General features: G+C 53.7%; 23 protein-coding genes. 8 read left to right on the top strand and 15 right to left on the bottom strand.

The window, feature by feature from the left end:
• Window positions 1-379 precede the first annotated feature (379 nt).
• From ACK3CJ_RS13490 to cysG, 4 genes are read left to right on the top strand one after another with little or no spacing between them, the layout of a single operon-like run.
• Window positions 380-2,038, top strand: coding sequence for a nitrite/sulfite reductase (locus ACK3CJ_RS13490; protein ID WP_409522738.1), 1,659 nt, complete (start codon window positions 380-382; stop codon window positions 2,036-2,038).
• Complete coding sequence (locus tag ACK3CJ_RS13485; RefSeq protein ID WP_409522737.1) at window positions 2,022-2,495, top strand: DUF934 domain-containing protein; 474 nt, start codon at window positions 2,022-2,024, stop codon at window positions 2,493-2,495. The genes ACK3CJ_RS13490 and ACK3CJ_RS13485 overlap by 17 nt, the downstream gene beginning before the upstream one ends.
• A gap of 51 nt (window positions 2,496-2,546) precedes the next feature.
• Window positions 2,547-3,170: a phosphoadenosine phosphosulfate reductase family protein gene (locus ACK3CJ_RS13480; protein WP_409522736.1), complete on the top strand. Its 624-nt coding sequence runs from the start codon at window positions 2,547-2,549 to the stop codon at window positions 3,168-3,170.
• 46 nt (window positions 3,171-3,216) lie between these two features.
• Complete coding sequence (cysG, locus tag ACK3CJ_RS13475) at window positions 3,217-4,659, top strand: siroheme synthase CysG (protein WP_409522735.1); 1,443 nt, start codon at window positions 3,217-3,219, stop codon at window positions 4,657-4,659.
• Here cysG and ACK3CJ_RS13470 read toward each other — a convergent pair.
• The 6 genes from ACK3CJ_RS13470 to puuE form a co-directional block, all read right to left on the bottom strand.
• Window positions 4,641-6,395, bottom strand: a complete 1,755-nt coding sequence (locus tag ACK3CJ_RS13470) for a protein adenylyltransferase SelO (protein WP_409522734.1) — start codon at window positions 6,393-6,395, stop codon at window positions 4,641-4,643. The genes cysG and ACK3CJ_RS13470 overlap by 19 nt on opposite strands.
• An 83-nt stretch (window positions 6,396-6,478) precedes the next feature.
• Window positions 6,479-7,093, bottom strand: coding sequence for a TetR/AcrR family transcriptional regulator (locus ACK3CJ_RS13465; RefSeq protein ID WP_409522733.1), 615 nt, complete (start codon window positions 7,091-7,093; stop codon window positions 6,479-6,481).
• A gap of 71 nt (window positions 7,094-7,164) precedes the next feature.
• On the bottom strand, window positions 7,165-8,358 hold the full coding sequence (locus ACK3CJ_RS13460; RefSeq protein WP_409522732.1) for a urate hydroxylase PuuD: 1,194 nt from the start codon (window positions 8,356-8,358) through the stop codon (window positions 7,165-7,167).
• 77 nt (window positions 8,359-8,435) lie between these two features.
• On the bottom strand, window positions 8,436-8,942 hold the full coding sequence (locus ACK3CJ_RS13455; RefSeq protein WP_409522731.1) for an ureidoglycolate lyase: 507 nt from the start codon (window positions 8,940-8,942) through the stop codon (window positions 8,436-8,438).
• Between the two features lie 115 nt (window positions 8,943-9,057).
• Window positions 9,058-9,594: a 2-oxo-4-hydroxy-4-carboxy-5-ureidoimidazoline decarboxylase gene (uraD, locus tag ACK3CJ_RS13450; protein ID WP_409522730.1), complete on the bottom strand. Its 537-nt coding sequence runs from the start codon at window positions 9,592-9,594 to the stop codon at window positions 9,058-9,060.
• Complete coding sequence (gene puuE, locus ACK3CJ_RS13445) at window positions 9,591-10,511, bottom strand: allantoinase PuuE (protein ID WP_409522729.1); 921 nt, start codon at window positions 10,509-10,511, stop codon at window positions 9,591-9,593. Before puuE ends, uraD begins: the two co-directional genes overlap by 4 nt.
• Before the next feature lie 409 nt (window positions 10,512-10,920).
• Here puuE and uraH point away from each other — a divergent pair, with 409 nt between their 5' ends.
• Together uraH and ACK3CJ_RS13435 are read left to right on the top strand one after the other, a co-directional pair.
• Window positions 10,921-11,277, top strand: coding sequence for a hydroxyisourate hydrolase (gene uraH / locus ACK3CJ_RS13440; RefSeq protein WP_409522728.1), 357 nt, complete (start codon window positions 10,921-10,923; stop codon window positions 11,275-11,277).
• Window positions 11,278-11,366: 89 nt separating this feature from the next.
• A complete protein-coding gene (locus ACK3CJ_RS13435; protein ID WP_409522727.1) occupies window positions 11,367-12,128 on the top strand; it encodes a GntR family transcriptional regulator in 762 nt (253 codons plus the stop codon).
• Window positions 12,129-12,226: 98 nt separating this feature from the next.
• On the opposite strand, the gene xdhC is transcribed toward ACK3CJ_RS13435, so the two are convergent.
• The 8 genes from xdhC to ACK3CJ_RS13395 all read right to left on the bottom strand — a co-directional run bounded on the left by xdhC (window position 12,227) and on the right by ACK3CJ_RS13395 (window position 23,780).
• Entirely contained in the window at window positions 12,227-13,054 is an 828-nt protein-coding gene (gene xdhC / locus ACK3CJ_RS13430; protein ID WP_409522726.1) for a xanthine dehydrogenase accessory protein XdhC, read from the bottom strand.
• Between the two features lie 101 nt (window positions 13,055-13,155).
• On the bottom strand, window positions 13,156-15,096 hold the full coding sequence (locus ACK3CJ_RS13425; RefSeq protein ID WP_409522725.1) for a methyl-accepting chemotaxis protein: 1,941 nt from the start codon (window positions 15,094-15,096) through the stop codon (window positions 13,156-13,158).
• 194 nt (window positions 15,097-15,290) lie between these two features.
• Window positions 15,291-16,607, bottom strand: coding sequence for an NCS2 family permease (locus tag ACK3CJ_RS13420; protein WP_409526591.1), 1,317 nt, complete (start codon window positions 16,605-16,607; stop codon window positions 15,291-15,293).
• A gap of 218 nt (window positions 16,608-16,825) precedes the next feature.
• Window positions 16,826-17,545 (bottom strand): hypothetical protein, encoded by a 720-nt coding sequence (locus ACK3CJ_RS13415; RefSeq protein ID WP_409522724.1) that lies wholly within the window; start codon window positions 17,543-17,545, stop codon window positions 16,826-16,828.
• Between the two features lie 131 nt (window positions 17,546-17,676).
• Window positions 17,677-19,002, bottom strand: a complete 1,326-nt coding sequence (gene guaD / locus ACK3CJ_RS13410; RefSeq protein ID WP_409522723.1) for a guanine deaminase — start codon at window positions 19,000-19,002, stop codon at window positions 17,677-17,679.
• A gap of 101 nt (window positions 19,003-19,103) precedes the next feature.
• Entirely contained in the window at window positions 19,104-21,476 is a 2,373-nt protein-coding gene (gene xdhB, locus ACK3CJ_RS13405; protein ID WP_409522722.1) for a xanthine dehydrogenase molybdopterin binding subunit, read from the bottom strand.
• Window positions 21,469-22,905, bottom strand: a complete 1,437-nt coding sequence (gene xdhA, locus ACK3CJ_RS13400; RefSeq protein WP_409522721.1) for a xanthine dehydrogenase small subunit — start codon at window positions 22,903-22,905, stop codon at window positions 21,469-21,471. Before xdhA ends, xdhB begins: the two co-directional genes overlap by 8 nt.
• Before the next feature lie 125 nt (window positions 22,906-23,030).
• Complete coding sequence (locus tag ACK3CJ_RS13395; RefSeq protein ID WP_409522720.1) at window positions 23,031-23,780, bottom strand: tRNA1(Val) (adenine(37)-N6)-methyltransferase; 750 nt, start codon at window positions 23,778-23,780, stop codon at window positions 23,031-23,033.
• A gap of 92 nt (window positions 23,781-23,872) precedes the next feature.
• On the opposite strand from ACK3CJ_RS13395, the gene ACK3CJ_RS13390 reads away from it, so the two are divergent.
• Entirely contained in the window at window positions 23,873-24,139 is a 267-nt protein-coding gene (locus tag ACK3CJ_RS13390; protein ID WP_409522719.1) for a GIY-YIG nuclease family protein, read from the top strand.
• A 7-nt stretch (window positions 24,140-24,146) separates the two neighbouring features.
• On the opposite strand, the gene ACK3CJ_RS13385 is transcribed toward ACK3CJ_RS13390, so the two are convergent.
• Window positions 24,147-25,367 (bottom strand): MFS transporter, encoded by a 1,221-nt coding sequence (locus ACK3CJ_RS13385; protein WP_409522718.1) that lies wholly within the window; start codon window positions 25,365-25,367, stop codon window positions 24,147-24,149.
• Between the two features lie 151 nt (window positions 25,368-25,518).
• Between ACK3CJ_RS13385 and ACK3CJ_RS13380 the strand changes: the two genes are divergently transcribed.
• Window positions 25,519-26,577, top strand: a complete 1,059-nt coding sequence (locus tag ACK3CJ_RS13380) for a patatin-like phospholipase family protein (protein ID WP_409522717.1) — start codon at window positions 25,519-25,521, stop codon at window positions 26,575-26,577.
• The last annotated feature ends 25 nt before the right edge of the window (window positions 26,578-26,602 follow it).

Genomic DNA, 26,602 nt, shown 5'->3' with positions numbered 1-26,602 from the left:
CAAGCTGGTGATCGGGTATCGGGACGAATTGCATTCATCCTTATATAGATGATGGGATTATCCGCGATGTTGTATAAAATAAAAAAGAATAAATAGAAATTTATTATAGCATTTTAGAATATAGACCGGCAGTAGCAGCATGTGACTGTTTAGATATGATTTAGCTATATTAAAATGAGTAATTATTATTTTATGTTATATTGAAATGTCGGTATGATGCTTCGCATAAAGCTGTTAATGGGTTCTGCTCGGCTGCGATTCATCTTGTGCAAGCAGCATATGATATGATGTACGGCACAATAAAGGTAGCGGCCAAGTAGGATCGTCTGATAAAGAGTTAACGTTTAAACCTGTCGCCAAATAATTTAAAGAAGTCATTATGTATCAATACAATGAAGTCGATCAGCGCATCGTAAACGAGCGCGTTGAGCAGTTCCGGGATCAGACCCGACGCTTTCTGGCTGGCGAACTGCCGGAAGAGGAGTTCCAGGTATTGCGCCTGATGAACGGGCTCTATATTCAGCGTCAGGCACCCATGCTGAGGGTGGCCATCCCTTACGGTCTGCTGTCATCCGAGCAGTTGCGCAAGCTGGCACATATTGCCCGTGTCTACGATCATGGCTATGCCCATTTCACGACGCGTACGAATATTCAGTACAACTGGCCCAAGCTGGAGCAGGTACCGGATATTCTGGCAGAGCTGGCTGAAGTGCAGATGCATGCGATTCAGACATCAGGCAACTGTATTCGTAACACGACGACCAGTCACTTTGCCGGTATTGATGATACAGAGATCGAAGACCCGCGCCCCTGGTGTGAAATTATCCGCCAGTGGTCCACGCTGCATCCTGAATTTGCCTACCTGCCACGCAAATTCAAGATAGCCGTGACCGGTGGTCCGAATGATCGTGCAGCCAGTCAGGTGCATGATATCGGTCTGCATCTGGTGCGTAACGATCAAGGTGAAGTTGGCTTCGAAGTATTGGTTGGTGGCGGCCTCGGGCGCACTCCCTTTATTGGCAAGGTGATCCGTAACTTCCTGCCCAAGCAGGATCTGATCTCCTATCTGGAAGCGATTCTGCGTGTTTACAACCTGAAAGGGCGTCGTGACAACAAGTACAAGGCGCGTATCAAGATTCTGGTGGACGCGATGGGTGCTGAAGCCTTCGGCGAGCTGGTTGAAGCCGAGTGGGCGCATATCCGTGATTCCGAACTGCGCCTGACTGATGCTGAAGTGGAGCGCGTGAAAGGCTTCTTCGCTCCTTATTCATATGATGCGGCTGCAGCTGAAGATGGATCACTGAACCAGCGTCTGGCTGAAGATCAGGATTTCCGTGTCTGGTATGAGCGCAATACGCGTGTACACAAGGTTCCGGGCTATCGCATCGTGACCGTGTCGCTGAAGCCGCATCTTGGTGCGCCCGGCGATGCCACTGATCTGCAGATGGACGTGGTAGCTGATCTGGCCGCGCAATACAGCTTCAATGAAATACGTGTCACGCACGATCAGAACCTGGTGCTGGGTGAAGTGAAGCAGTCTGATCTGTACAGCGTGTGGCAGACACTGCTCGAGCATAATATGGCGCGCGCGAATATCGGTACCCTGACCGATATGATCTGCTGCCCCGGTTTTGATTTCTGTTCTCTGGCCAACGCCAAAACCCTGAATATTGCCGATGACATCAATGCAGCATTTGATGATCTGGATTACCTCTATGATCTGGGTGAGATCCGCCTGAACATGTCCGGCTGCATCAATGCCTGCGGGCATCACCATGTCGGTCATATCGGTATTCTGGGTGTCGATAAAAAGGGTGAGGATTGGTATCAGATCACACTGGGTGGTTCCAGTCGTGAAGATGCCTCTCTGGGTAAAGTGCTGGGTAAATCAGTGGCTGCCGATGAAGTTCCTGAAACGCTGCGCAGAATTCTGCTGACCTATGTTGAGCAGCGTATTGAGGATGAACGCTTTTTGGATACCGTTCGTCGTATCGGTATGGAACCATTCAAGGAGAAAGTCTATGCCACTGCTGCTTGATCGACAGATCGCTGACAATACCTGGCAGTTTGTAGAAGAGTCGCTGCCGGCTGACACAGGTAATACCGATCTGGTAGTGCCGTTTGCACTGCTGTCACAACTGCTGGATCAGCATCAGGGTCGCTGCGGTGTGCGCGTACCTGGCGAGCATTCACATGAAGAGTTGCTGCCTTTTCTGGATCGTCTGGCACTGATTGAGATTGAGTTCCCCATTTTCCGGGATGGGCGTGGCTTCAGTCTGGCACGCCTGTTGCGTCGTGCCGGCTTTACCGGTGAAGTGCGTGCAGTTGGCGATGTCAGCCGTGATCGTCTTGGTTATATGGAGCGCTGTGGTTTTAACGCCTGCGTGATTCCGGATGAGCGTTTCTCCGAATCGGATCTGCAGGCTTTTGCCGAGATCAGTGTGCGCTATCAGGCGGGTGCTGACGATCCGCGTCCGATCTATCGCCAACAGTAAGCTATCGTCGGTTATAAACGATTGCCAGCAGAAACTATGCAGAGGAAGAGTATGAGTATTGATCTGACTGCAGCCAATGCAGCGCTTGCCGGTAAGTCCGCTCAGGAAATTGTTGCCTGGGCCATTGCGCAGGCTGAAAATCCGCTGATCACGACCAACTTCAGGCCTTACGAGTCGGTGATTCTGCACATGGCGACTCAGGTAAAACCTGATATCCGTGTGCTCTGGGTCGATTCCGGTTACAACACTTCGGCGACTTATCGTTTTGCCGAGAAGCTGATCCAGGATCTTAACCTGAATATCGTGACCTACATCCCAGAGATGACAGCGGCGCGTCGTAACGTGCTGATGAAAGGGATCCCGGATGTTGATGAGCCTCTGCATGAGGAGTTCACGCGTCAGGTTAAACTGGAGCCTTTTCAGCGTGCGCTGGCAGAACTGAAACCTGACCTGTGGCTGAATGCAATCCGCCGTGAGCAGACAGAGTTTCGTCAGACGCTCGATGTCGTGACGGCGAGCAAGGATGGTGTCATCAAGGTGGCTCCTCTGTTCGACTGGACAACCGAGCAGCTCGAAGCCTATCTGGCTGAATATGACCTGCCGAACGAACATGATTATTTTGATCCGACCAAAGCGGCAGAAACCCGTGAGTGCGGGCTGCATACTCAACTATAATCAGTTCAGGCTGCCACGGTGGTAGCCCTTACCAGAGGTCTGGGTTGTGGATTATCTGCCACTGTTTTTCGATCTGAAGGGTCGGCAGGTACTGCTTGTCGGCGGCGGAGATGTCGCGCTGCGCAAAGCGCGACTGCTGGCACGTGCCGGCGCTCTCATATCGGTTGTTGCCCACGAGGTGGATCCTGAGCTGCGTGAGCTGCTCGAGAACCACCATGGGCAGATCATCATCGGTGGATATCACAGCGTCTTGCTGGACGATAAGGTACTGGTGATCGCAGCTACCGATGATGAGCGCGTGAATGAATCGGTTCACTATGATGCTGTGGCGCGTGCGCTACCGGTCAATGTGGTCGATAACCCCCCTCTGTGTACTTTCGTTTTTCCTGCTATCGTCGATCGCTCACCCATTGTGATAGGTATCAGCTCCGGTGGTCAGTCTCCTGTGCTGGCGCGCCTGCTTCGTGCTCGGCTCGAAACGCTTATTCCCAGTGGCTATAGCCGACTCGGCCAGTTGGTCGGTCGCTTCCGCGATCAGGTGAAGGCGCGCCTTGGCAGCGTTGGTGAGCGCCGTGTTTTCTGGGAGAAGGTATTGCAGGGGCAGGTGGCCGAACGTGTCTTTGCCGGCCAGGATGAAGCGGCCGAACGCTTGCTCGAAGAGCAGATTCAGGCAGGTAATGCCGGTCATCAGGTGGGTGAAGTCTATCTGGTGGGGGCGGGACCGGGCGATCCAGAGTTGCTGACCTTCAAAGCACTGCGACTGATGCAGCAAGCAGATATCGTCTTTTATGATCGCCTGGTATCGGCCGAAGTGCTGGACCTGTGCCGTCGTGATGCGGATCTGGTCTATGTCGGTAAGCAGCGCGACAATCATGCTGTACCCCAGGAGGGGATCAATCAGCTGTTGATTGATCATGCACGAGCCGGTAAACGGGTTGTGCGTCTCAAAGGGGGTGATCCCTTTATCTTTGGGCGTGGTGGCGAGGAGCTGGAGCAGCTCAAAGAGGCCGGTATACCTTTTCAGGTGGTACCTGGCATTACTGCTGCCAGCGCCTGTTCAACCTACAGCGGGATTCCACTGACACATCGTCAGTATGCCCAGTCAGTGCGTTTTGTCACCGGCCAACTGAAAAACCGTGGCAGTGAACTGAACTATGCCGAGCTGGTCCATCCGAATCAGACCATTGTCTTCTATATGGGGCTGCATACTCTGAGGACTCTGTGTAACGGCCTGGTGGCCCATGGTAAGTCAGATACCACACCCGTCGCGATCGTTTCCAAAGGCACCTCTGCCGAGCAGCAGATACTGATCGGCACACTGGCGGATATTGCCGATAAGCAGGATCAGGCACAGCTTCCGGCACCGGCGATGATTATTGTCGGAGAAGTGGTGGAGCTACAGTCTAAGCTGGCCTGGTTTGGTGATGGTGCTGCTGCTCCGAGAATGAACCTGGCGCAGCAGACCAGGGCTTATGACGAACAGCTGTAATAAGACACCCCTCCGAGCTCAAAGAGCTCCGGGGGTTTAAGCCTGTAATACTTTTCATCTATATCTTTTGCTTGGTCGGCGTAGGGTAGCGTCATGACATCCTGCAGTTCTCGAAGTAGAGAATAGTTACCCGTACTCGCTTGCTGATAAGCTGGAACAACCAACCATTCCCGCAAAATGTATTTTGGATTTACGCGTTTCATCTGTCTGGAAAGCGCTTCACGAGATCGGGTCGGGCTGTCTATGCTGATGAGTGCCTTCCATGTCATAAGCCATTGTGACCAGCGCCTGTCCATCTCTTCGGTGTCTGTTTCAGGCGTCCATTTCATGGACACTCCGGAAGGGCTCGATTCTGTATAAAAGCTTTTTTTCAGTGGACCAATATCATCAGGTATCGTCGAAAGCTCGCGGAAGAAAAGCGTGTAATCAACCGGCGTTTGCGTCATCAGCATCATCAACTGGTTAAACAACTCTGTATTAAAGACCTCCAGTCCAAGTTTGGTAGCCCACATTCTCTCCATTTCAGCTTGCATCACTTTTGGAAAGTCACGTTGAATCTCATCCAGCAGGGATAAAGCGTCAGGGGAGGTCGTCAGCAACGGGCGCATGGCTGAACAGAACATCTGGAAATTGCGCTCTGCAGCCACGGGTTGGTTCAGGAAGGCGAAGTGGTGCCCGCCACCCGTCCATGGCTGAAAGTGTGGGGAGAACAGATCGCAGAAGCCGTATGGGCCGTAGTCAAGTGTGAAGCCACCGGCCGCGCAGTTGTCACTGTTGAAGTTACCCTGGCAATACCCGACACGGATCCAGTTCGCAACGAGCGATACAAGGCGGCTGCGGAATTCACGGGCAAGCAACACCACCTTTTTTTCGACCTCCAGCTTAGGGGCGATCGCTTCACCGTACTCTCGATCAATTAGATGCAGTACAATTTTCTTGAGTTCCTCCATCGCTTGCGGGTGTTCTTTTTTTCTGGCACGGCGGCCAAAGAGCTCAAGTTGACCTACCCGGATGAACGAAGGTGCAACCCGTGTCGAGATGGCGACTGGCTCTGATATAAGTCTGTCTGGATCCGGAGAAGGGGTGCCATCCGAGTACCACGGGCGCTTGACCTTCTCTGTTTTCGAAACATACAAGCTCAGAGAGCGTGATGTCGGTACACCGAGCGCGTGCATATGCTCTTGTGCCAGGAATTCCCGAACACTGGAGCGCAAAACTGCTCTGCCATCTGCGCCACGGCAGTATGGCGTCCTGCCGCCACCTTTTAACTGCATTTCCCAGCGTTTACCATTGATGACGGCCTCAAGCACCGACACCGCGCGACCGTCTCCGTAGCCATTACCTGTCTGGAAAGGGCACTGCCGGGTGTATTCAGTACCGAAGATGGATAGTGCGTAGCCACATGCCCAGCCGTACTTGCGCATCGGCTCTGGAGCCTCTGTAAGATCACCGGAGAACACGCGAACGAAATCGGCCGTCTGCGCCAGGTTGTCGTCGAAGCCCAATTCACGAAAGAGGCTCTTACTATGAGCGATATACTCGGGCGCTTCGATCGGGGTGGGCTTGACGGGGACATAGTGACCTGTAAAGACCTGCCGAGGCTCATGGTCGGCTCCATCCAAAGTCGCGTCAGGATCACAGTTGAGCGATTCCATGAGCGAGTAATCTGCCAGCCTTGCAAGGTCGTCGAGGGTAGAAACGTCAGGAGAGGTTTCTCTGGGTGGTGGCTGTATCATACGGCTCCTTATGGCTTTGAAAACCGCTTTCACGTTCATGCCTCAGCCGATAGAGGTCAATCGTTTTGAGTACGGTGACGCTGTTACTGAGTGATCCCGCAACCGCGCAATACCAGTTGAGTCAGCGTGGCGGCGGCAGCTTCATAATCTTCGTCGCTCATCTCCTGTTTGCCGCTCACTGTCGAGATCTGCCAGCCGAAATCGGCATAGGTCTGGGTGGAGGCCCAGATGCTGAACAGTAGGTGCTGTGGATCGATGTCAGGTGAGATCAGGCCGCGATCTATCCAGCTTTGCAGCCGTGCAATGATATAGCGAGCCTTGTTGTGCAGCTCCTCAGCCATCTCTGGTGACAAGTGGGGCGCGCCATGCATGATTTCGCTGGCAAATACCTTGGAGGCATGGGGCAGGGTGCGGGATATCTCGAGCTTGGAGCGGATGTAGGCGCGCAATACCGGAGCGGGATGGTCATCATCCTCTTCAAAGGGTATGTAGGCTTCCATCAGAGGTTCAATGATGCTTTCGAGCACCGATTGATAGAGGTTTTTTTTGCTCTGGAAGTAATAGTAGACGTTGGCTTTGGGAAGCCCTGCCTTGTCTGCTATATCACTGGTTTTAGCGCCAGCGTAGCCTTTTTCAGCAAAGACTTCGCTGGCAGCGGTGAGAATCAGGTCCTGATTTTTTTCTCGAATCCTGCTCATGGAATCCTTCTGGTCGGTCGTTTCCTGTATTGGAAACGACTCTACATCCTGAACAGGTTTCAGACAAGTGCTTAATCCAGCTTGCTTCCAGCTGCGATCCAGGCACCCACTACATCACGCTCTTCCTGCGTCATGCCGGTCATATTACCCAATGGCATGGTTTGGGTAGCGACGCTTTGTGCATAGATTCTGGCAGCATTTGTTTTGATCTGCTCAGGTGTTTCGATAATGAAGCCAGCCGGCGGTGATGCAAACATCGGGCTGCTCGGAGAAGCTGCATGACAGCTCACACAATGCTGCTGCATGATCGTCTCAACCTGGCTGAAGCTGGGTGCAGCACTGAATTGTGCAGCGGATGCATCCGGCATTCTGTAGTTGGGTGCGGTGACATAAGCCAGGCAGATCATACCCAGCGCTGCAGCAGGCAGTGTCCATACGTATTTGTTGGACTCATGTCGGGTGTTGAAATAATGGCGAACCAGAACCGCCAGTACCGCGATGCCAGCCAGGATCAGCCAGTTGTACTCGCTACCATAGGTGCTCGGATAATGGTTGCTGATCATGATGAAGAGCACGGGCAGGGTAAAGTAGTTGTTGTGGCGCGAGCGCAGCAACGCCTTGCCGGGCAGTACTGGATCCGGTGTGCGGCCCTCTTCGATAGCGCTGACCAACGCACGCTGCCCCGGCATGATGGTGCGGAATACGTTACCGACCATGATCGTGCCGATGATGGCGCCCACGTGGATATAAGCTCCACGACCGGTGAATACCATAGTCAGGGCCCAGGCAGCCGCCACCAGCAGCAGGAAGATCACAACACCAAGTAGTGCGGGTTTCTTACCCAGCGCGGATTCGCACAGGAAGTCATACACAAACCAACCGACGATCAGTGAGCCGATACCGATGGCTACGGCAGTCAGTGGTGTCAGGTTGCTACCGGGTGCGATCAGATGTAGTGCCGGATTCAGATAATAAACGACCAGCAGCAGCGCAACACCAGACAGCCAGGTGGCATAGGCTTCCCACTTGAACCAGTGCAGGTTCTCGGGCATTTTCGGTGGGGCAAGCTTGTATTTTTCCAGGTGGTAGATACCACCGCCGTGAATCGCCCAGAGGTCACCGGAGAGTCCATCTCGTGGGTTCTTGCGCTCCAGATTGTTTTCCAGCCAGACGAAATAGAAGGATGCGCCTATCCAGGCGATACCAGTGATCATATGAATCCAGCGCAAGCCCAGGTTGAGCCAGTCAATGAGATGTGCTTCCACGTTGTTTACCTCTTTTCAGCCAACTGATTAACGCTGTATCAGTGGCCTTTTGCGTTTATAAAATTTATTGGTGCAAATCAGCGGTTGGGTTCCAGAGTGATAAGCATATCGTCCGGAAAAAAGTGTTCGTCGCAGTTGTGCAGCTCGCCAGCTCGGTCCACGATCAAAAAGTCATCCTCGGGGAAGAGGGCGATGACCGGGTGGTGCCAGACACCGCTGTGATAATTGACACCCTGACGACCATGGGTGATGAACGCACGGATATCCTCAGGGTTGATCTCATCACCTTTGGGTGCAACCACCACCAGAAAGGGGCGGCCGAGCAGGGGGATGAATGCCTGGCTGCCATGGGGGTGACGCTCCAGCATGCGGATGCGCAGTGGCATCTCCAGCCCCTGAGCTCTGAAAATGCTGATAATCGCCTGCCCATCGGATGGGCCGGTTTCCACTTCGGCAAGACGGTGGTAACGGCGTGTCGAACCGTTGTTGATCATGAAGAATTCACGATCATCGGTATCGATCACATCACCAAACTCTGCAAAGGCGGCTGGCGTCAGGGGTTCTGGTTTCAGTAGGATATTCATCGCGTCTGCCTCACTATGCCGGGAAATCGTCTATTTAACTTATGTATCAAGCTTATGTTTCAAGTGCATGCTGCAACTTATGCTTCAAAGGCATGCATCATCTATGCCTGATCCTTCAGAGCTGCTGCAGTCTGAACAGGGCGATCTTGTTGATCTCGCTTAAAGCCTGCTTGAATTCATCCTGCTCTGAGTGATGGATGCGTTTTTCAAAGGCTTCCAGTATCTGATAACGGTTGCTGCCCTTGACTGCCATGATGAAGGGAAAACCGAATTTCGCCTTGTAAGCATCGTTGAGCTCACTGAAGCGTTTGAACTCCTCTTCATTGCAGGCGTGGATACCTGCACCTGCCTGCTCGTCGGTGCTCGATTGCGTGAGCTCCCCGCGAATAGCGGCCTTACCGGCCAGATCAGGGTGGGCATTGATCAGTGCCAGTTGTGCTTCATGGCTGGCGCTCAGCAGTACGCTGGACATCTGCTGGTGCAGTGTGTCGATGTCGTCCAGATCTGATTCAGTGCTCTGGTTTGCCAGATCATGGACTTGGTCATACACGGTTTCGGCAACCCAGGGCGAGTGTTCATAGATATCAGCGAAGACACCGACAAATTCGTCGCGGCTGAGCTGAGATGGCTTGATGGTCTTAAACTGACTCACAAAGAGGGCTCCTTATAGGGGTGTTGTTCATGCCAGTGGCGGGCAATATCTATCCGACGGGTGCACCAGACCTGATCATGGCTTGTAACATAGCGAAGGAAGCGTTCCAGTGCTGCGATTCTGCCGGGGCGGCCAATCAGTCGACAGTGGAGGCCGATAGAGAGCATCTTTGGTGCTTCTGCCCCCTCCTCATACAGAACGTCGAACGCATCCTTAAGATAGTTGAAAAACTGCTCACCGGAATTGAAGCCCTGAGCCTGGGTGAAGCGCATGTCATTGGTGTCCAGCGTGTAGGGGATGACAAGATGGGGCTTCTGCTCACCCTTGACCCAGTAGGGCAGGTCATCGTCATAGCTGTCGGAATCGTACAGAAAACCACCTTCCTCCATGACCAGGCGACGGGTATTCGGGCTGTTGCGTCCGGTATACCAGCCCAGCGGGCGCTCGCCGGTGATCTCGGTCAGAATATCGATGGCCTTGTGCAGGTGCTCGCGCTCGGTGGCTTCATCACTATACTGATAGTCGATCCAGCGATAACCATGGCTGCAGATCTCATGGCCGGCATCTACCATGGCGCGGATCACATCCGGATGGCGTTGTGCCGCCATCGCAACTGCAAAGATGGTCAGTGGAATGTCATGTTTCCTGAACAGTTTCAGCAGGCGCCACACGCCACTGCGACTGCCGTATTCATAGAGTGATTCCATACTCATATTGCGCACACCCTGCAGCGGCTGCGCGGAGACCATTTCCGACAGGAAGGCTTCTGATTCCTTGTCACCATGCAGTATGGAGCGTTCGCCGCCCTCCTCATAGTTCAGCACAAAGGAGAGGGCGACGCGTGCATTGCCGGGCCAGTGAGGATGAGGGGGCTGGTTGCCGTAACCTATCAGGTCTCTGGGATAATCTGCACTCACAGGATGTTCCTTTATCAGTTTTCGTTCAGCGTTGTTACAGATTGTTGTTACAAGCCGTTGTTACAAGCTGTTATAGGCTGCCGTTGCATGCTGCTGTTATGTGCTGCTGCATGCATGACACTCCGAATTTGTAATATGTATACAATACATGATTTAAATTGTAAAACATAAATTCAATAAATTGTTCTTTTTTTTGCTCCTGTTCCAGCGATGAATGGTACTTAAAGTGTAGATCATCCGGGCTGGAAGCCTTTAGTTGCAAGGTGAAAGGCTGATATTTATAGATTGTGTACAATTTTTAACTAAAATATAGTACAAAAAAAGAAATGATGGTATGTTTGTTTCTGCACCCTTCAATAACTGACTCAGAGGAGGCGAGGTGTCTGCCGCAGGTGGATCTCGAAAAAGAATGGGAAGACTGACAACGCATGTACTTGATTCTGCTCATGGATGCCCAGGGCACGGGATCAAGATTGAACTGTTTCGTGTGGGTGAGCAGAACGAATTGATCCCCCTGACAACGACGATAACCAATGATGATGGTCGTTGCGACAACCCGGTGCTTGAAGGTGAAGCGCTGACCAGCGGCGTTTATCAGCTGGTATTTCATGCCGGTGATTACTACAGACAGCGCGGAACCGACCTGCCGACACCGGCGTTTCTGGATCAGGTCGTATTGCGCTTCGGTGTTGCCAATGCGGATGAACACTATCATGTACCACTGCTGATCTCACCTTACAGCTACTCAACCTACCGTGGTAGCTGACAGGGTTTGAGTCCCGGCGGCCCTGTTGTATTGTATGCAGGAATGATACTATTTGTTTTTTTGCAATTGGCTTATATGAAAGAGCTTATATGAAAAATAAGTCTTCACTGCAGGGCAGTTTATCCAGCAAAGACAAAGAGAGTGTCTCCAGCACACAAGATGACAGAGTGTATGCGCATATCTTCGAAGCGATTCTGGAGCAACGTCTGGCCCCGGGTGTTCGCTTGAGTGAAGAGACTCTGGGCGAGATTTTTGATGTCAGCCGCACCACGATCAGGCGTGCTTTGACACGCTTATCGCATGAACAGGTAGTGTTGTTACGTCCTAATCGAGGTGCAGTTGTGTCCAGTCCGAGTCTGGATGAGGCGCAGCAGATCTTTTTTGCACGCCGCATGGTGGAGAAAGCGATAACCGAACTGGCGGTTGAAAAAGCCACCAGTGCCGAAATCGCAGATCTGCGCGCGATGGTCGCAGAGGAGCGGGCCTGCTTTGCCCGTAACGACGTCGGGGCGGGGATACGCCTTTCTGGAGAGTTTCACCTGCGTCTGGCAGATATTGCCGGTAACGCACCGCTGAGCGTTTTTCAGCGCAGTCTGGTGTCACAAAGCTCACTGGTGATTGCGCTATATGATGTCGGCAGCAAATCTCATTGCTCATTTGATGAGCATAAAGAGATCATTGATGCGATTGAGCAGAAGGACACGGCGCGAGCGGTGGATCTGATGATGCATCATATGGATCATATCGATGCGAAGCTCAATTTGAGTACGAAAAACACCTCAGATAATCTGCATGAAGTGTTTTCACACCTGGCTGTATCTGGCAAGAAAACACCCCGTAAGCGCGCCTGAGTTGATTGCCTGCACCAGTCACTCAGTCACTACACACCTGCTTAACACCCCAAACCGCTTTCCTGAAATCCTGAAAACGCTGGTAAACCCAGCGTCTCTCAGGCGTGTTCGAGCACTTCAGATTTGTGTCGGGTTTTCTGCTTGTGCAGATCGGATTCGGCGTTGTAGGTGGCGATGATTTCACCGGCAATCGAGATGGCTATCTCTGCCGGTAACTTGCCTTTCACCTGCTCAATACCCATCGGGCAGCGCATTTTTTGTGTGACCTCCCGACTGATCCCAGCCTTGTGCAGGCGATGTTCAAAGCGATTGCGCTTGGTTTGCGAACCGATCAAGCCGAAATAGGCGAAATCATCACGTCGCAGTATCTGTTCGGTGATCTCCATATCAAGCTGATGATTGTGGGTCATCACGATATAGTAACTACCCGGAGGCATTTTACTGACTTCTGCCACAGGGTCTTCTGTCAGGATGCAGTTGATCCCTTCAGCCGTCTGCTCGGGAAACTCCTGTTCACGCGAATCTATCCAGTGGATCTGGCAGGGCAGGGTAGCCAGCAGGGGTGTCAGGGCGCGGCCGACATGGCCGGCCCCGAATACTGCGACCTGAACCATCGTATGGCCCAGAGGCTCGAACAGCAGTACAGCAGCACCGCCACAACACTGCCCCAGACTGGCGCCCAGCACAAACCGTTCCATACGGGTTTCAGTCGCTTTGCTCTGCAGCATCTCACGTGCAATCTTCATCGCTTTGTATTCAAGGTGCCCGCCACCGATGGTGTCATGAATAGTATCCAGCGTGACCACCATCTTGGAACCGCTATTGCGAGGTGTTGAGTCGTGATGCTCAATAATAGTCACCAGAATGCAGGGTTGCCCGGTGTCATTCAGTGTCTTGATGGCATCTATCCAGTTATTGTTTTTCATATGAGTCTTTATCTGATCGCTGTTGTGTGTCGGGCCTTGATCAATTCGAACTATTTCACAGTCATTGTCTGAATTTAGACCAAACCTGACCGTAAAGTCAATTAATCTGTTCTGAAGCGCCCCAGTCTTGCTTTGAGCTCTTCAGCCAGATCACGCATCTGTTCACAGGCCTGACTGCATCGGTTCAGGTCTTCAGCGGCCTGGCGTGCAACATCGGCAATACCTTGCACATTCTGATTCACATCATCGGTCACAGCGCTTTGCTCCTCAGTTGCGGTGGCAATCAGGTGATTCATATCCACGATGCGTGTCAGCTGTTCCGATATGGACTTCAGGCTGTCCCGTGTTTCATGTGCAGACTCAACAGCAGTGACTGTCGCTGTCAGGGTTTCCTGCATGGAGGATACGGCTTGTGATGTACCACTCTGTAACTGATCCATGCGTGCCTGTATCTCTTCGGTCGAGCTGAGAGTTCTGCTGGCCAGCGTGCGCACTTCATCTGCAACTACGGCGAAACCGCGTCCACTTTCACCGGCACGAGCCGCCTCGATGGCAGCATTCAGGGCCAGCAGGTTGGTCTGATCCGATATGTCACGGATAACGCTGATTACTTTAACGATGTTGTCGACATCAGTCGCCAGTGAGGTTAACGAAGTGGAGGCAGCATCAATCTGGTTGCGCATCCCCTCAGTATTTTTCAGGCTGGAAGCGACGATCTTGTCAGCGGCTTCAGCCGAATGAGCCGCCTGCTGCGAATAGTTAGCCGTATCAGTGGCGTTGTGAGTGATTTCGCCAACGGTTGTACTCATTTCGTGCATGGCGGTGGCAACGGAATCAGTCATGCGGTTCTGCTCCAATGCACAGTTCTGAGTATCCTTTACTGTCCCCACCACCTGAGTGATCATGCCATGCAACTGCTCATTACTGCTGCGTACATCCCGGATCAATACCGACAGCGTGCTGACAAAACTGTTGAAGTTGCGTGCCAGATCACCTATCTCATCACCACGGCTTTCATCCAGTCGGCGCGTAAGGTCACCTTCACCGCTGCTGATATCCTTCAGTGCCAGGCTGATCACCTGAACCGGCTGCATCAGCCGCTTGGCAATATAGCCGGTAACGAGCAGTGCGATCAGTAATATTACCACTCCGAAAATACTGGCCATGAGCAGTGCCTGACGCGATTCTGCATACACCTCAGAGGCTGGGATCTCAACAATCAGACGCCAGTTCAGGCTTTCGATAGGCAGTGAAGCGGTCAGCCACTCTTCACCCTTACGGGTGAGTGAGCGCAGAGTCAGACTGCTGTCGTTCAGCATCTGCTCACTCAAAGCGCCGCTGGTATGCTGCGCCAGTGTAGTGTTCTGACTGACCAGGCTGATATCTTCATGTATTCGTAGCAGGCCAGAAGGGTCAACCAGATAGGCGCGACCCTTTTCGCCGATCCGATAGCTCTGGATCAGACGTGAAGCCTCTTCCATGCTGATACCCAAGCCTGCGATACCAATGTTCTGACCGCTGCTGTTCTTAACCTTATAGTTGAAGAACAGCGTCAATGTACCGGTCGAGACATCCACGTCGGCACTGAGTTCGGGATTGGTGGGGTTGGCAAGACTGTTCCAGAACCAGCCATCGCGCTCCTGTGAACGGTTCAGCGTCCGATTCATGCCCTCATGGGTCCAGTAGGCGCCACTGCTGGCTGATACTGCAAAAGTGGTGAAAGCGTTCGCAGACTGGCGTTTACGTTGCAGCATGTCTGTTATCTGTTGGCCCTCTGTCTCCGCTTCACCCTGTTCCAGCCACTGGAGGAGAAACTGGTCCTCTGCGATGGCGCGCGCATGAGTAGATGGGCCGATAATGGCACTTTCCAGCGCATTGCGGATCGATTCGGTCTGGGCAGGAATGGCTGTACCGAGAAGGAGCCGGTTAGCCTGGTTGGAGATCATTCGGGTGTAAAACAGACTACTGGTACCCAGAGCAATGATCAGTGCTGCTCCCATGGCCAGAACCAGTTTGCGTCTGATGCTGAGTCGTTTGAACATACCAGTATCCTCGGATTGGTCAGCCTCATGCTTGAGAGGTCAGACATCCTTGTCCTGGTGATAATGTCCTGATAAGCAAGGCTGAAAAGTTATCTATTAAGACAGTCTAGCCTGTATGCCTGAAATTCATAATTTAGTTACTCCGTGCAACCACCCGAATGCACGAGTGTATCCAGATGGTTGCAGAGGGAGCCTTACAGGAAGATGTACTTGGCAATAAACAGGGCGCTCAGTACATAAAGAGCTACTGAAACCTGCTTGTGTTGTCCGGTCAGCACTTTCAGCAGGGTGTAGCTCAGGAAGCCCATCGCGATCCCTTCTGCAATTGAGAAGGTCAGCGGCATCATCACGACTGTGACGATCGCCGGGATACTATCGGTCAGCTCTTCCCAATCGATACCGGCAATACCGGTCATCATCAGCATGGCAACATAGATCAGTGCACCAGCGGTGGCATAGGCAGGGATCATGCCCGCCAGCGGTGCAAAGAAGAGTGCCAGCAGGAACAGAGCACCGATAGTAACGGCAGTCAGGCCGGTACGACCTCCGGCAGCAACGCCTGACGCGCTTTCAACATAGCTGGTGACAGGAGGACAGCCGATCAGTGAACCGGCAACGGCAGAGGTGCTATCTGCTTTCAGAGCGCGTGACAGGTTCTCGATCCTGCCATCTTCCTTGATCAAATTGGCGCGATGCGCAACACCCATCAGGGTGCCAGCGGTATCGAACAGGTTCACAAACAGGAAGGCGAGAATGACGCTGATCATCGCAACATCGAATGCGCCACGAATATCCAGAGCAAACAGTGTTGGGGCAAGGCTGGGTGGCATTGACATCATACCGCTGTAGTTGACCAGGCCCAGCATCATGCCAGCCCCTGTAACCACGAAAATACTGATCAGAATCGCACCAAATACGCGATAGTAAGAGAGCACGGCGATCATGATAAAGCAGATGGCGGCAAGCAGAGCGGAAGGATCACGGAAAGAACCAAACGTAACCATGGTGGCTGGGCTGGGTACGACAATGCCGGCTGTTTTCAGGCCGATGATACCAAGGAATAATCCGACCCCGGCACCCATGGCGAACCTGAGACTGTTGGGAATGCTGTTCAGTATCCATTCGCGGATCTGTGTGAAGCTGAGAATCATGAAGAGCACGCCAGACAGGAAAACCGCGCCGAGTGCGACCTCCCAGCTGTAGCCCATATCACCGACAACCGTGTAGGTGAAGAAGGCGTTGAGGCCCATTCCGGGTGCAAGCCCCACCGGCCAGTTGGCCAGCAGCCCCATCAGGAAGCAGGCCAGTGCAGCACCCAGGCAGGTAGCGACAAATGCCGCACCATGGTCAAGTCCTGCGGCTGCCATGATCTGCGGATTGACGAAGATGATGTAAGCCATGGTGAAGAAGGTGGTTATGCCAGCCATCAGCTCAGTGCGGATGCTGGTATTGTGTTCGCTCAGCTTGAAAAACCGATCGAGAAAACCTGGGCCTGAAGCGGTCCCTGGCATGGGAGTGGCGGTTTGTTCTTGGTTGGCGTTCGTCACAGCGGGTAACTCCTCATTATTATTTTAGTGTTCCTGAACTCTGGCTGAGGACCCTGAGTATCGGGAGTAACGGGCATATCGTAATTTGCTGACTCACAAGTCAATAAATTACGATAAACCCGATTATCCACTTGTTTACAAAAAAATCAAACAATGTATTCAATATTTATGCTGAATAATATTCACTCAGAAGTTGAAAACGGATGCATGGGCTGCAACGACTCAATCCAGACAGCTTCCTTAATCAGGAAGTGATTGAACTGCTCAATGATATCGGGGTGATGTATGGAAGACAGCGCATAGTGGCTGCTTGTATGAGGGAGGCTGGGGTCAAAGATCAGGCTGCGTGGCTGTTGGATTCTCTCTTCAAGAAACCAGGTGGCAACAGCTATATTAAAATAGGTGCCATCAACACGGTTATAAAGTGCTTGTAAAACAACGCTATCAAGACTGGATGTTTCCTCTATCTGGATTAATCCCTGCTCTTCCATTTGTGCAAAAACTGGCGGGCTGAAGCCACGTACGGTACCCAGTGTTTTGAACTGATCAACGCTACGCTCAAGGTGTTCGGGTAGTACCATGACGCCATCTGTGTAGTGGAAAATCGGTGAGCTGTAGTGAATCTCAAGGTTGGTTTTAGCGGTCTGGGCCCAGTCGGGATGGTCGGGGAATTTGAAATCGACGTTGCCGTCAACGAACATCTGAGTCAGGCGCGCAACAGGAACCGGCGTGTATACAAACTCATACTGATGTTGTGCGGCAAATCTATCCAGTACCTGCCGGGAGGGGCTCTGTACAAACTCGCCCTGATCACTGCTGTAGTAGGGGAGGTAGTCAAGATCCTCTACGCCAACGACATATGTCTGAGCCAGCACTGGGGCTGTCAGCAGCAAAAAAAGCATGCAAAACCCGAACTGCCTTGGTTTCATCATCACCTCGATTATGGAGCAGGGCAGTCCATTTGCCGATAAGACGCTGATCTGATCTGAAGAGGGCGGATCAGCGTCTTTGTTGCTATTCAGCGTAGCAGTGATCAGGAAACAACCGGTGTGGAGTCGCGCAGATGGACTGACTGTCCTGCTGCCCAGGTTTCCCGGATAGTGCGATCATCGCCCAGTGTCATGAGCACAAAGAGGGTCTCTTCCAGGCTGCGAGACTGCTGCAAGCGCCAGGAGAGCAGTGGTGTGGCGTGGTAATCCAGCACGACAAAATCGGCTTCGTTACCCTTGGCAAAGCTGCCGACTCTGTCTCCAAGACGCAGTGCACGGGCGCCGCCTAAAGTTGCCAGATACAGCGATTTGAAGGGGTGCAGCTTGGTTCCCTGCATCTGCATCACTTTGTAGGCTTCATTCAGGGTCTGCAGGATGGAGAAGCTGGTGCCGGCACCGACATCGGTACCCAGGCCGACATTCACCTTGTGCTCCTCAGCCTTGGCCAGGTTGAAGAAGCCACTGCCGAGGAAAAGGTTGGAGGTTGGGCAGAAAGCGATGGCAGAACCAGTCTCGGCCAGGCGTTGATACTCCTGATCACACAGGTGGATACCGTGCGCAAACACTGAGCGCTCGCTCAGCAGTTGGTGCTGGTCGTACACATCCAGATAGTTCTTGCACTCAGGGAAGAGCTCAAGCACCCATTCGCACTCCTTTTTATTCTCCGACAGGTGTGTATGCATATAGAGGCCGGGATACTCCTTGAGCAGGCGTGCGGCTGCGTGCAGCTGCTCGGAGGTGCTGGTCGGTGCAAAGCGTGGCGTCACGGCATAATCCAGACGCCCCTTGCCGTGCCAGCGCTCGATCAGCTCCTTGCTGTCGGTATAAGCCGACTCGGCGGTATCGGTGAGGAAGTCCGGCGCGTTACGATCCATCAGCACCTTGCCGCAGATCATGCGCAGGTTGCGCTGCTCGGCTGCACTGAAGAAGGCATCCACCGACTCCTTATGCACCGTGCCAAACACCAGCGCGGTGGTGGTGCCGTTACGCAGCAGCTCACGGATGAAAATATCCGCCACCTTGTCGGCATGCGCTTTGTCGGCAAAGCGCTTCTCGGCCGGGAAGGTGTAGTTGTTCAGCCAGTCCAGCAACTGCTCGCCATAGGAGGCGATCATATCGGTCTGCGGGAAATGGATATGGGTATCGATATAACCCGGTGTGATCAGGCTGTCCTTATAGATGGTCAGCTCGGCATCTGCCGGCAGAGTGGGCAGCAGATCGTCGGCGTTGCCGAGGGCTACGACACGGTCGCATTCCACCACCAGTAACCCATCTTCGAAATACTCGTAGGATGACTCAATGCCGACCTCGGCAGGATCAGCCACGCTGTGCAATATGGCTGAACGCCAGGCTTTAATTGTTTTACTCATCTGTCAGTGACTCTTGGAATTTTGATCTTGAGTACTCAGGTACGTTTCTATCCAGGCACGTTTCAATCTGAGGCACGCGCTGTCTCAGGCACTCGTCTGGCTCAGGCATGCGATTGCTTCAGGGCCGCGCGGATCTGTTGCGCACCTTTCAATACACGCTCCGGGGTTGCCGGTGCGTCTATTTGCGGTTGAATGCGGTAGTCGCCAAGGCTTGCCACGGCATCCTTGATTGCGCACCAGGCACCGATGCCGAGCATGAAGGGCGGTTCACCCACTGCTTTGGAGTGGAATACCGTGTCTTCGGGGTTCTTGCGGTTCTCCACCAGCTTGACCCTGAAATCGATCGGCATGTCCGCCACGGCCGGGATCTTGTAACTGGCCGGGCCGCTTGTCATCAGGCGCCCCTTGTCGTTCCAGACCAGCTCCTCGGTGGTGAGCCAGCCCATACCCTGCACAAACGCTCCCTCAACCTGGCCGATATCCACGGCTGGGTTCAGTGATGCGCCAACATCGTGCAGGATATCGGTGCGCAGGAACTTGTATTCACCGGTCAGCGTGTCGACCAGCACTTCGCAGCAGGCCAGACCAAACGCGTAATAGTAGAAGGGGCGTCCGGCTGCTTTGTCACGATCATAGAAGATCTTGGGTGTACGATAGAAACCGGCACAGGAGAGCGACACCTGGTTGAAGTAAGCCAGTTCGATCAGCGCTTCAAACGCCAGGTATTGATCCCGCACACGCACCTGACCGTTATGGAACTCGACATCCTCCTCGGTCACATTGAAGTGGCGCGCAGCAAATTCCACCAGACGCTGCTTGATCGTCATTGCGGCATTGAAGGCCGCCTTACCATTCAAATCGGCACCGGAGGAAGCGGCCGTCGGCGAGGTGTTAGGCACCTTGTCGGTATTGGTCGCTGTGATCTGGATGCGGTCGGTTTCCACCTGGAACACTTCTGCCACTACCTGCTGTACCTTGGTATTGAGCCCCTGGCCCATCTCGGTACCGCCATGGTTGAGATGGATACTGCCATCGGTGTAGACATGGATCAGCGCACCGGCCTGGTTCAGAAAGGTCGCAGTGAAGGAGATACCGAACTTGACCGGCGTCAGGGCCAGACCCTTTTTCAGTACCGGACTGTTGCGGTTGAACTCAATCACCTCGGCACGGCGGCGGGCATACTCACAACTGCCCTCCAGCTCCTCGGTCATCTCCTGCATCAGGTTATGTTCAACGGTCTGATAGTAGTGGGTGACGTTGCGCTCATCCTTACCATAGTAGTTGAGCTTACGTACCTCCAGCGGGTCCTTGCCCAGCGTGCGTGCGATATGATCCATGATCTCCTCGATCGCCATCATCCCCTGCGGGCCACCAAAGCCGCGGTAAGCGGTGTTGGAAGCGGTGTGCGTCTTGCAGCGGTAGCCGGTGATCAGAGCATCACCCAGATAGTAGGCGTTGTCGGCATGGAACATTGCACGATCGACAATGGAGCCGGACAGGTCGGGTGAGTAACCACAGTTACCGGCCAGATCGATCTTGACCCCCTGCAAACGCCCGGCATCATCAAAACCGATATCATAGCGGGCAAAGAAAGGGTGTCGCTTGCCGGTCACCAGCATATCTTCCATGCGCGGCAGGCGCATCTTCGTCGGGCGTCCGGTCAGGCGGGCAATCACGGCACACAGGCAGGCAGGTCCTGCCGCCTGAGTCTCCTTGCCACCGAAACCACCGCCCATGCGGCGCATATCGATCACTATCTTGTGCATCGGTACGTCCAGTACACTGGCGACCAGCTTCTGCACTTCGGTCGGGTTCTGACTGGAGGTGAACACCAGCATGCCACCATCTTCGGTCGGCATCACCGAGGAGATCTGAGTCTCCAGATAGAAATGCTCCTGACCACCGATATGCAGCTTGCCCTGAATACGATTGGGGGCCTTGGCCAATGCCGCTTCGGCATCGCCGCGCTTGTGCTGATGAGGATCCAGCACATAAAACTCTTTCTCCAGCGCTTCTTCCACATCCAGAATCGGTTCCAGATCCTCATACTCGATGATCGCCGCCATCGCAGCCTTGCGTGCTGTCTCCAGGCTGTCGGCAGCCACGGCAATCACCGGCTGGCCGTAATACTCAACCAGACCCTCTGCCAGCAGCGGATCACCGGCCACGACAGGGCCGATATCCAGCTCACCCGGTACATCTTTGCTGGTGATCGCAATCGCCACCCCATCGAATGCATAGCAGGGTGAGGTATCAATGCTGATAATGCGGGCGTGGGCCCGGTCACTCATGCGTGCATACACATGCAACTGATTGGGAAACTCCAGACGGTCATCAATATAGATCGCTTCGCCCGTGGTGTGCTTATCACCGCTTTCGTGTTTGATGGGGCGACCAACACCGGTTTTGAGATCCTGGCGGAACAGTGCCTCCAGCTCAGCCTGAGTTCTGGTTTCAACGTAGTGGTTAGACATATGCAGTTACCCGGGTTTCAGTGGTTGGCGATTGCAGCTCCAGAAAATATTTGCGCAGCAGGTTCTGTGCAGTACTCATGCGGTACTCCTTGCTGGCGCGAAAATCCGTCAGAGGGGAGAAGTCCTGAGCCAGCGCAGCGCAGGCGCTTTCAATAGCGGCATCATTCCAGTCTGCGCCGATCAGTACTTGCTCGCAGGCACTCGCACGCTTGGGAATTGCCGCCATACCGCCAAATGCGATGCGCGCATCTTTCACAATACCGCCATCGATATGCAGATTGATCGCCGCACAGACCGCTGAAATATCATCATCCAGGCGTTTCGAGATCTTGTAGGCGCGGAACTGATATTTGCCTGCACGTGGAACGATCACCTTCTCGATGAACTCACTTGGCTGACGATCGGTTTTCTTATAGTCGAGGAAAAAATCTTCCAGTGGCAGAGTGCGAGTCTGATCACCCTTGCGCAGAACGATGCTGGCATTCAGTGCAATCAAAAGAGGTGGGGAGTCGCCGATAGGAGAGGCGTTACCGATATTGCCACCGAGTGTGCCCTGATTGCGGATCTGCAAGGAGGCAAAGCGGTGCAGCAGCTCACCGAAGTCGGGGAATTCGCGGGCCAGTGCGTCGTAGCAATCGGTCAGGGAGGTGGCCGAGCCGATCTCAATCCGATCATCAAACTCTTCGATGCGCTGCATCTCTTTGACATGACCGACATAGATCATCACCGGCAATTCACGGTGGAACTGGGTGACTTCGAGCGCCAGATCGGTACCACCGGCCAGCAGATGGGCGTCGGGACTGGCTGAGTAGGCTTCGGCCAGCTCGCCGATGGTCTGTGGAATCATACAGCGTTTATTGCCATCGCTAAGCTCAGCTACTTTACTGGGTGCGATAGCCTGCAGGCGCTCGATGGTCTGGGCTTCAGCGGCATCAAACTGATCGGGTGTCCGGTTTTCGCATACCTGAACGGCGGCATCGATGATCGGGCGGTAGCCGGTGCAGCGGCAGAGATTGCCAGCCAGTGCTTCCAGCGTCTCTTCCTTATCATAGCCGCTGCTGTTTTTCTGCAACGCAAACAGAGACATCACGAAGCCGGGGGTACAGAAACCGCATTGTGAGCCATGGCAGTCGGCCAGTGCCTGTTGTACTGAGTGCAACTGATCACCGCTCTTCAGATCATCCACGGCGATAAGCTGTTTTCCATGCAGAGCAGAGACAAAAGTCAGGCAGGAATTGAGTGTACGGTAACGGAGTTGTCCATCTTCAAGCTCGCCGACCACAACGGTACAAGCACCACAGTCACCCGAGGCGCATCCCTCTTTGGTGCCGGTTTTATGAACAACCGTGCGCAGATAGTTCAGCACGGTCATATTGGGATCGAGATGCTGTTCAGTGCGCAGCGACTCATTCAGTAAGAACTGTATCAAGATGGTCCTCCCGGCGCTTTTTTTATAGATCACACAGCGCTCATTCAAGTTGGTAGACTAACTTTAGAGCAAAGTTGACTTTTTAGTCAATAAAAAATTAACCGCTAAGTCAGAAAATACCAGCATCACCTGACATTAATATAGTAAGGGCTGAAGAGTTTGGCCGCCTCGGGGGTGTGAAAAGGGTGCGGGTTATAGAGCGTGAAATATGATTCGGATGCAGGTTGCTGCTTCTGTGGCTGCTTATATGACTGGTTTTTTGTCAGTTGCAGCAACTGCCTGTGCGGCTGATCGGAAGGGCTATTGCGCACCCAGAGCCTGTATGTCGGGTGAAGGTCGTGAGCCGTTGCTGCTTCTGCCATCTGCTGGGCTTCGGGCACGGGGAGCAGAAACCAGGCGGATCCATCTTGCTGTAAAAGACGACTCGTTGCCTGCAGCAGATCGGTCAGGGGCAGAGCACTGTTATGTCGTGCGGTGGCAAGGCGTTGGCAGGGGTTGTGAGTCGAATCACTGAAGAAGGGCGGGTTGCACAGGATCAGATCATAACCCGCAACGTTCAGGTCGGCGTGGTCACGAATATCAACCTGAATAACACACAGCCGATCCGGCCAGGGGCTGGCCGCAAAATTATCTGTTGCCTGCTGCGCGGCTTCCGGCTCAATCTCGACAGCATCAATCATGGCCTGGCTGCGCTGCGCGGCAAACAGTGCCAGCAGGCCGCTGCCGGTACCGATATCTAGGATCTGCTTTGCTTGCTCCACCGGCACCCAGGCACCGAGCAGGCAGGCATCGGTGGTGACCTTCATCGCACAGCGATTCTGCTCGATGCGAAATTCACGACACTGAAAGTAAGTGTTGCGGATACGACGGGTCATCAGACAGCTACCGGTGGTTGAGTGTTGTATTGAGTGTTGTGCGGATCTTAACCTGAATTGCATTTCAGCTGGATTTTTTTCATTATCCCTGCATGAAAAACTGGTATGTCTATATGCTGCGCTGTGCGGATGGTTCTCTGTATACGGGAGTCACGACCGATCTGACGCGTCGCGAGCAGGAACACAACACAAACGACAAGCTCGGTGCCCGCTACACGCGATGCCGTCGTCCTGTGGTGATGGTCTGGCATGAGCCGCATCCCGACCGGGCATCGGCCACGCGTCGTGAGGTGGCACTCAAACGGCTGAAGCGCCTGCAGAAGGAGCACCTGATCACGGCCGCAACGCTCAGCGGGTAAAGCGCATTCATAATGGGTCGGCTTCGCGAATCGGTTTCAGTGCCAGCATCCAGGCCAGACAGGTCAGCAGCAACATGCCGAAGAGTATCGGCTTGAAACCCGTGCCAAAATCGATTAAAAATCCCAGCACGACAGGGGCGATAGCGGTTGAGAACACCATAAATGAGGAGCGCACTGAACGTACCCGGCCCAGATGCTCGGTGCCCCAGAGTGCAATCAGCAGGCTGTCGGTGGTCGGCCCCTGCATCCCCATCGTGATACCGGCCCCGACCAGAATCAGCCAGATTCCGATATCGCCACCGATCAGAGTCCCCAACAGCATCATCAGCACAAAGGGTAGCAGGTTCCAGCGCGCAAGCGTGGCGACACCGAACTGATCCACCCATTTACCACCGATCAGACTCCCGGGTAGCCGGGCCAGCCCCATCGCAGCCAGTCCCAGTGCATAAGCGGTGATGCTGGCATTCAGGTCGCGGGTCATCTGGGCCTGATAGATAAACATACCCGTCATGGTGACCGGCAGCGCCATCAGCATCGGCAGCAACAGCCAGAAGCGCCGCTCGCGCATGGGATTAGGGCCGCGCTTGCGAATCGCCTTTTTCTCTGCCCGGGTGCTGGCCTTGTGCGGGCTGTCGGGCCAGTCAAGCGTTACAAACAGCACCAGCCAGAGCAGCACCAGCACTGTGGCAATCAACCAGATCACCTGATGCCAGGCTAGAGCCAGCAACAGCAGCGCGACCAGAGGCGGCAGCAACATCTCACCCGCCGGCATGCCCAGCCCGACCAGGCCAAGGGCACGCCCGCGCAATTGTGTGAACTCCCGACCCGTCAGTGTATTGCCCAGATGCGTGAACAGCCCCTGTCCACACAGACGGATCAGCAATAGCCCGATGGCGGCACCCAACCACCAGGGCGACAGCGTCAGCAGGGCGATGCCAAACAGCAGGCCAGTCAGCACCTGCAGAGCGTAACGACGGGGTGAGGTCCAGTCCACCGAAGGGCCAAATCGCAGCACCAGAAAACCAGAGATCAGCGTCACGGTCGCATACAGGGAGCCGAACTCACCGGCTGAGATATCGAGTTGTGTGGCAATCGGTTCCTGAAACAGTCCGATGAAAAAACTCTGCCCGAGATTGCCCGAAAATATTGCCAGAAAAGCGATCGCCAGCAGCCCGGGTCTGTGGCGAATCAGGCTAAGGTAGCCGGTGGGTGTTGCCTGGGTGGACAAGATAAACTCCATGGGTGGAAAAAACAGGACAGCTATAATAGCTGAAACAGCCCAATAAAGCCTGCCGATGAAACACAGATATCTATGTCTGATTTTGTTATGCTGCAATGCAGCATGATCTCGGTTGATGGATTACACAGAGGTAAAGGATATGACAAGAAAGCGTAAAACCATTGAGCTGGCCCTGCAGGGTGGTGGTTCACACGGAGCCCTGACCTGGGGAGTACTGGAGCGGTTGATGGAAGAGCCTGATCTGCATATCGAAGGTGTCAGCGGAACCAGTGCCGGTGCGATGAACGCCGTTGTTCTGGCTGATGGGCTCGAAGCAGGAGGTACTGACGGTGCCATCGCGGCGTTGGAACGATTCTGGAAAGCGGTCAGTGATGGCGCCAGAAACAGTCCGTTTCAACGTGATATCTGGTCCCGCATCAACGGTACCTGGAGTCTGGACAGCTCACCCTCTTATCTGTTTTTCGATCATCTGTCGCGGGTATTCTCACCCTACGAGATGAATCCAATGAACCTCAATCCCTTGCGCGATCTGGTGGCCGATCTGGTCGATTTCGATCGCGTCAATCGCTGCACGGCGATCAAGGTGTTCGTCACGGCAACCAATGTGCGCAGCGGTCGCCCGAAAATTTTTCGCCAGCCAGAGCTGACGGTGGATTCTCTGATGGCCTCGGCGGCTCTGCCCCTGATGTTTCAGGCGGTGGAGATAGACGGCGAAGCCTATTGGGATGGCGGCTATCTGGGCAACCCGGCCCTCTATCCATTGGTTGATGAATGTGATGCCCGGGATCTGATGCTGGTACAGATCAACCCCTTCTATCGGCCCGACATTCCGCGCACCGCCCGTGAGATCATCAATCGCCTGAATGAGATCACCTTCAACACCAGTCTGGTCAAGGAGCTGCGCTCGATCATTTTGCTGCGGGATCTGATCCAGTCAGAAGAGCTGGAGCATGAGCGCTATCGGGATATGCGTCTGCACTGTATTCATGGCGAAGATGATCTGGTGCCGCTTGAGGCATCAAGCAAAATGAATGCCGAGTGGGAGTATCTATGCCATTTGCGTGATCTGGGGCGCTCAAGAACAGATAACTGGCTGAAAGCCAACTGGGCTGATCTGGGTGAGAAATCGACATTCGAACCCGACTGGCTGCTGGAGGATACAGTCAAACCCATCAAGCGTGCAAAGGAGTGTGAATGATGGTTAGAGTTGAACGTCGTCGAGA

The organism is Nitrincola salilacus (assembly GCF_046271865.1).
GTDB classification, from domain to species: Bacteria; Pseudomonadota; Gammaproteobacteria; order Pseudomonadales; family Balneatricaceae; genus Nitrincola; species Nitrincola salilacus.
This window is presented reverse-complemented; position numbering and strand designations above follow the sequence as displayed.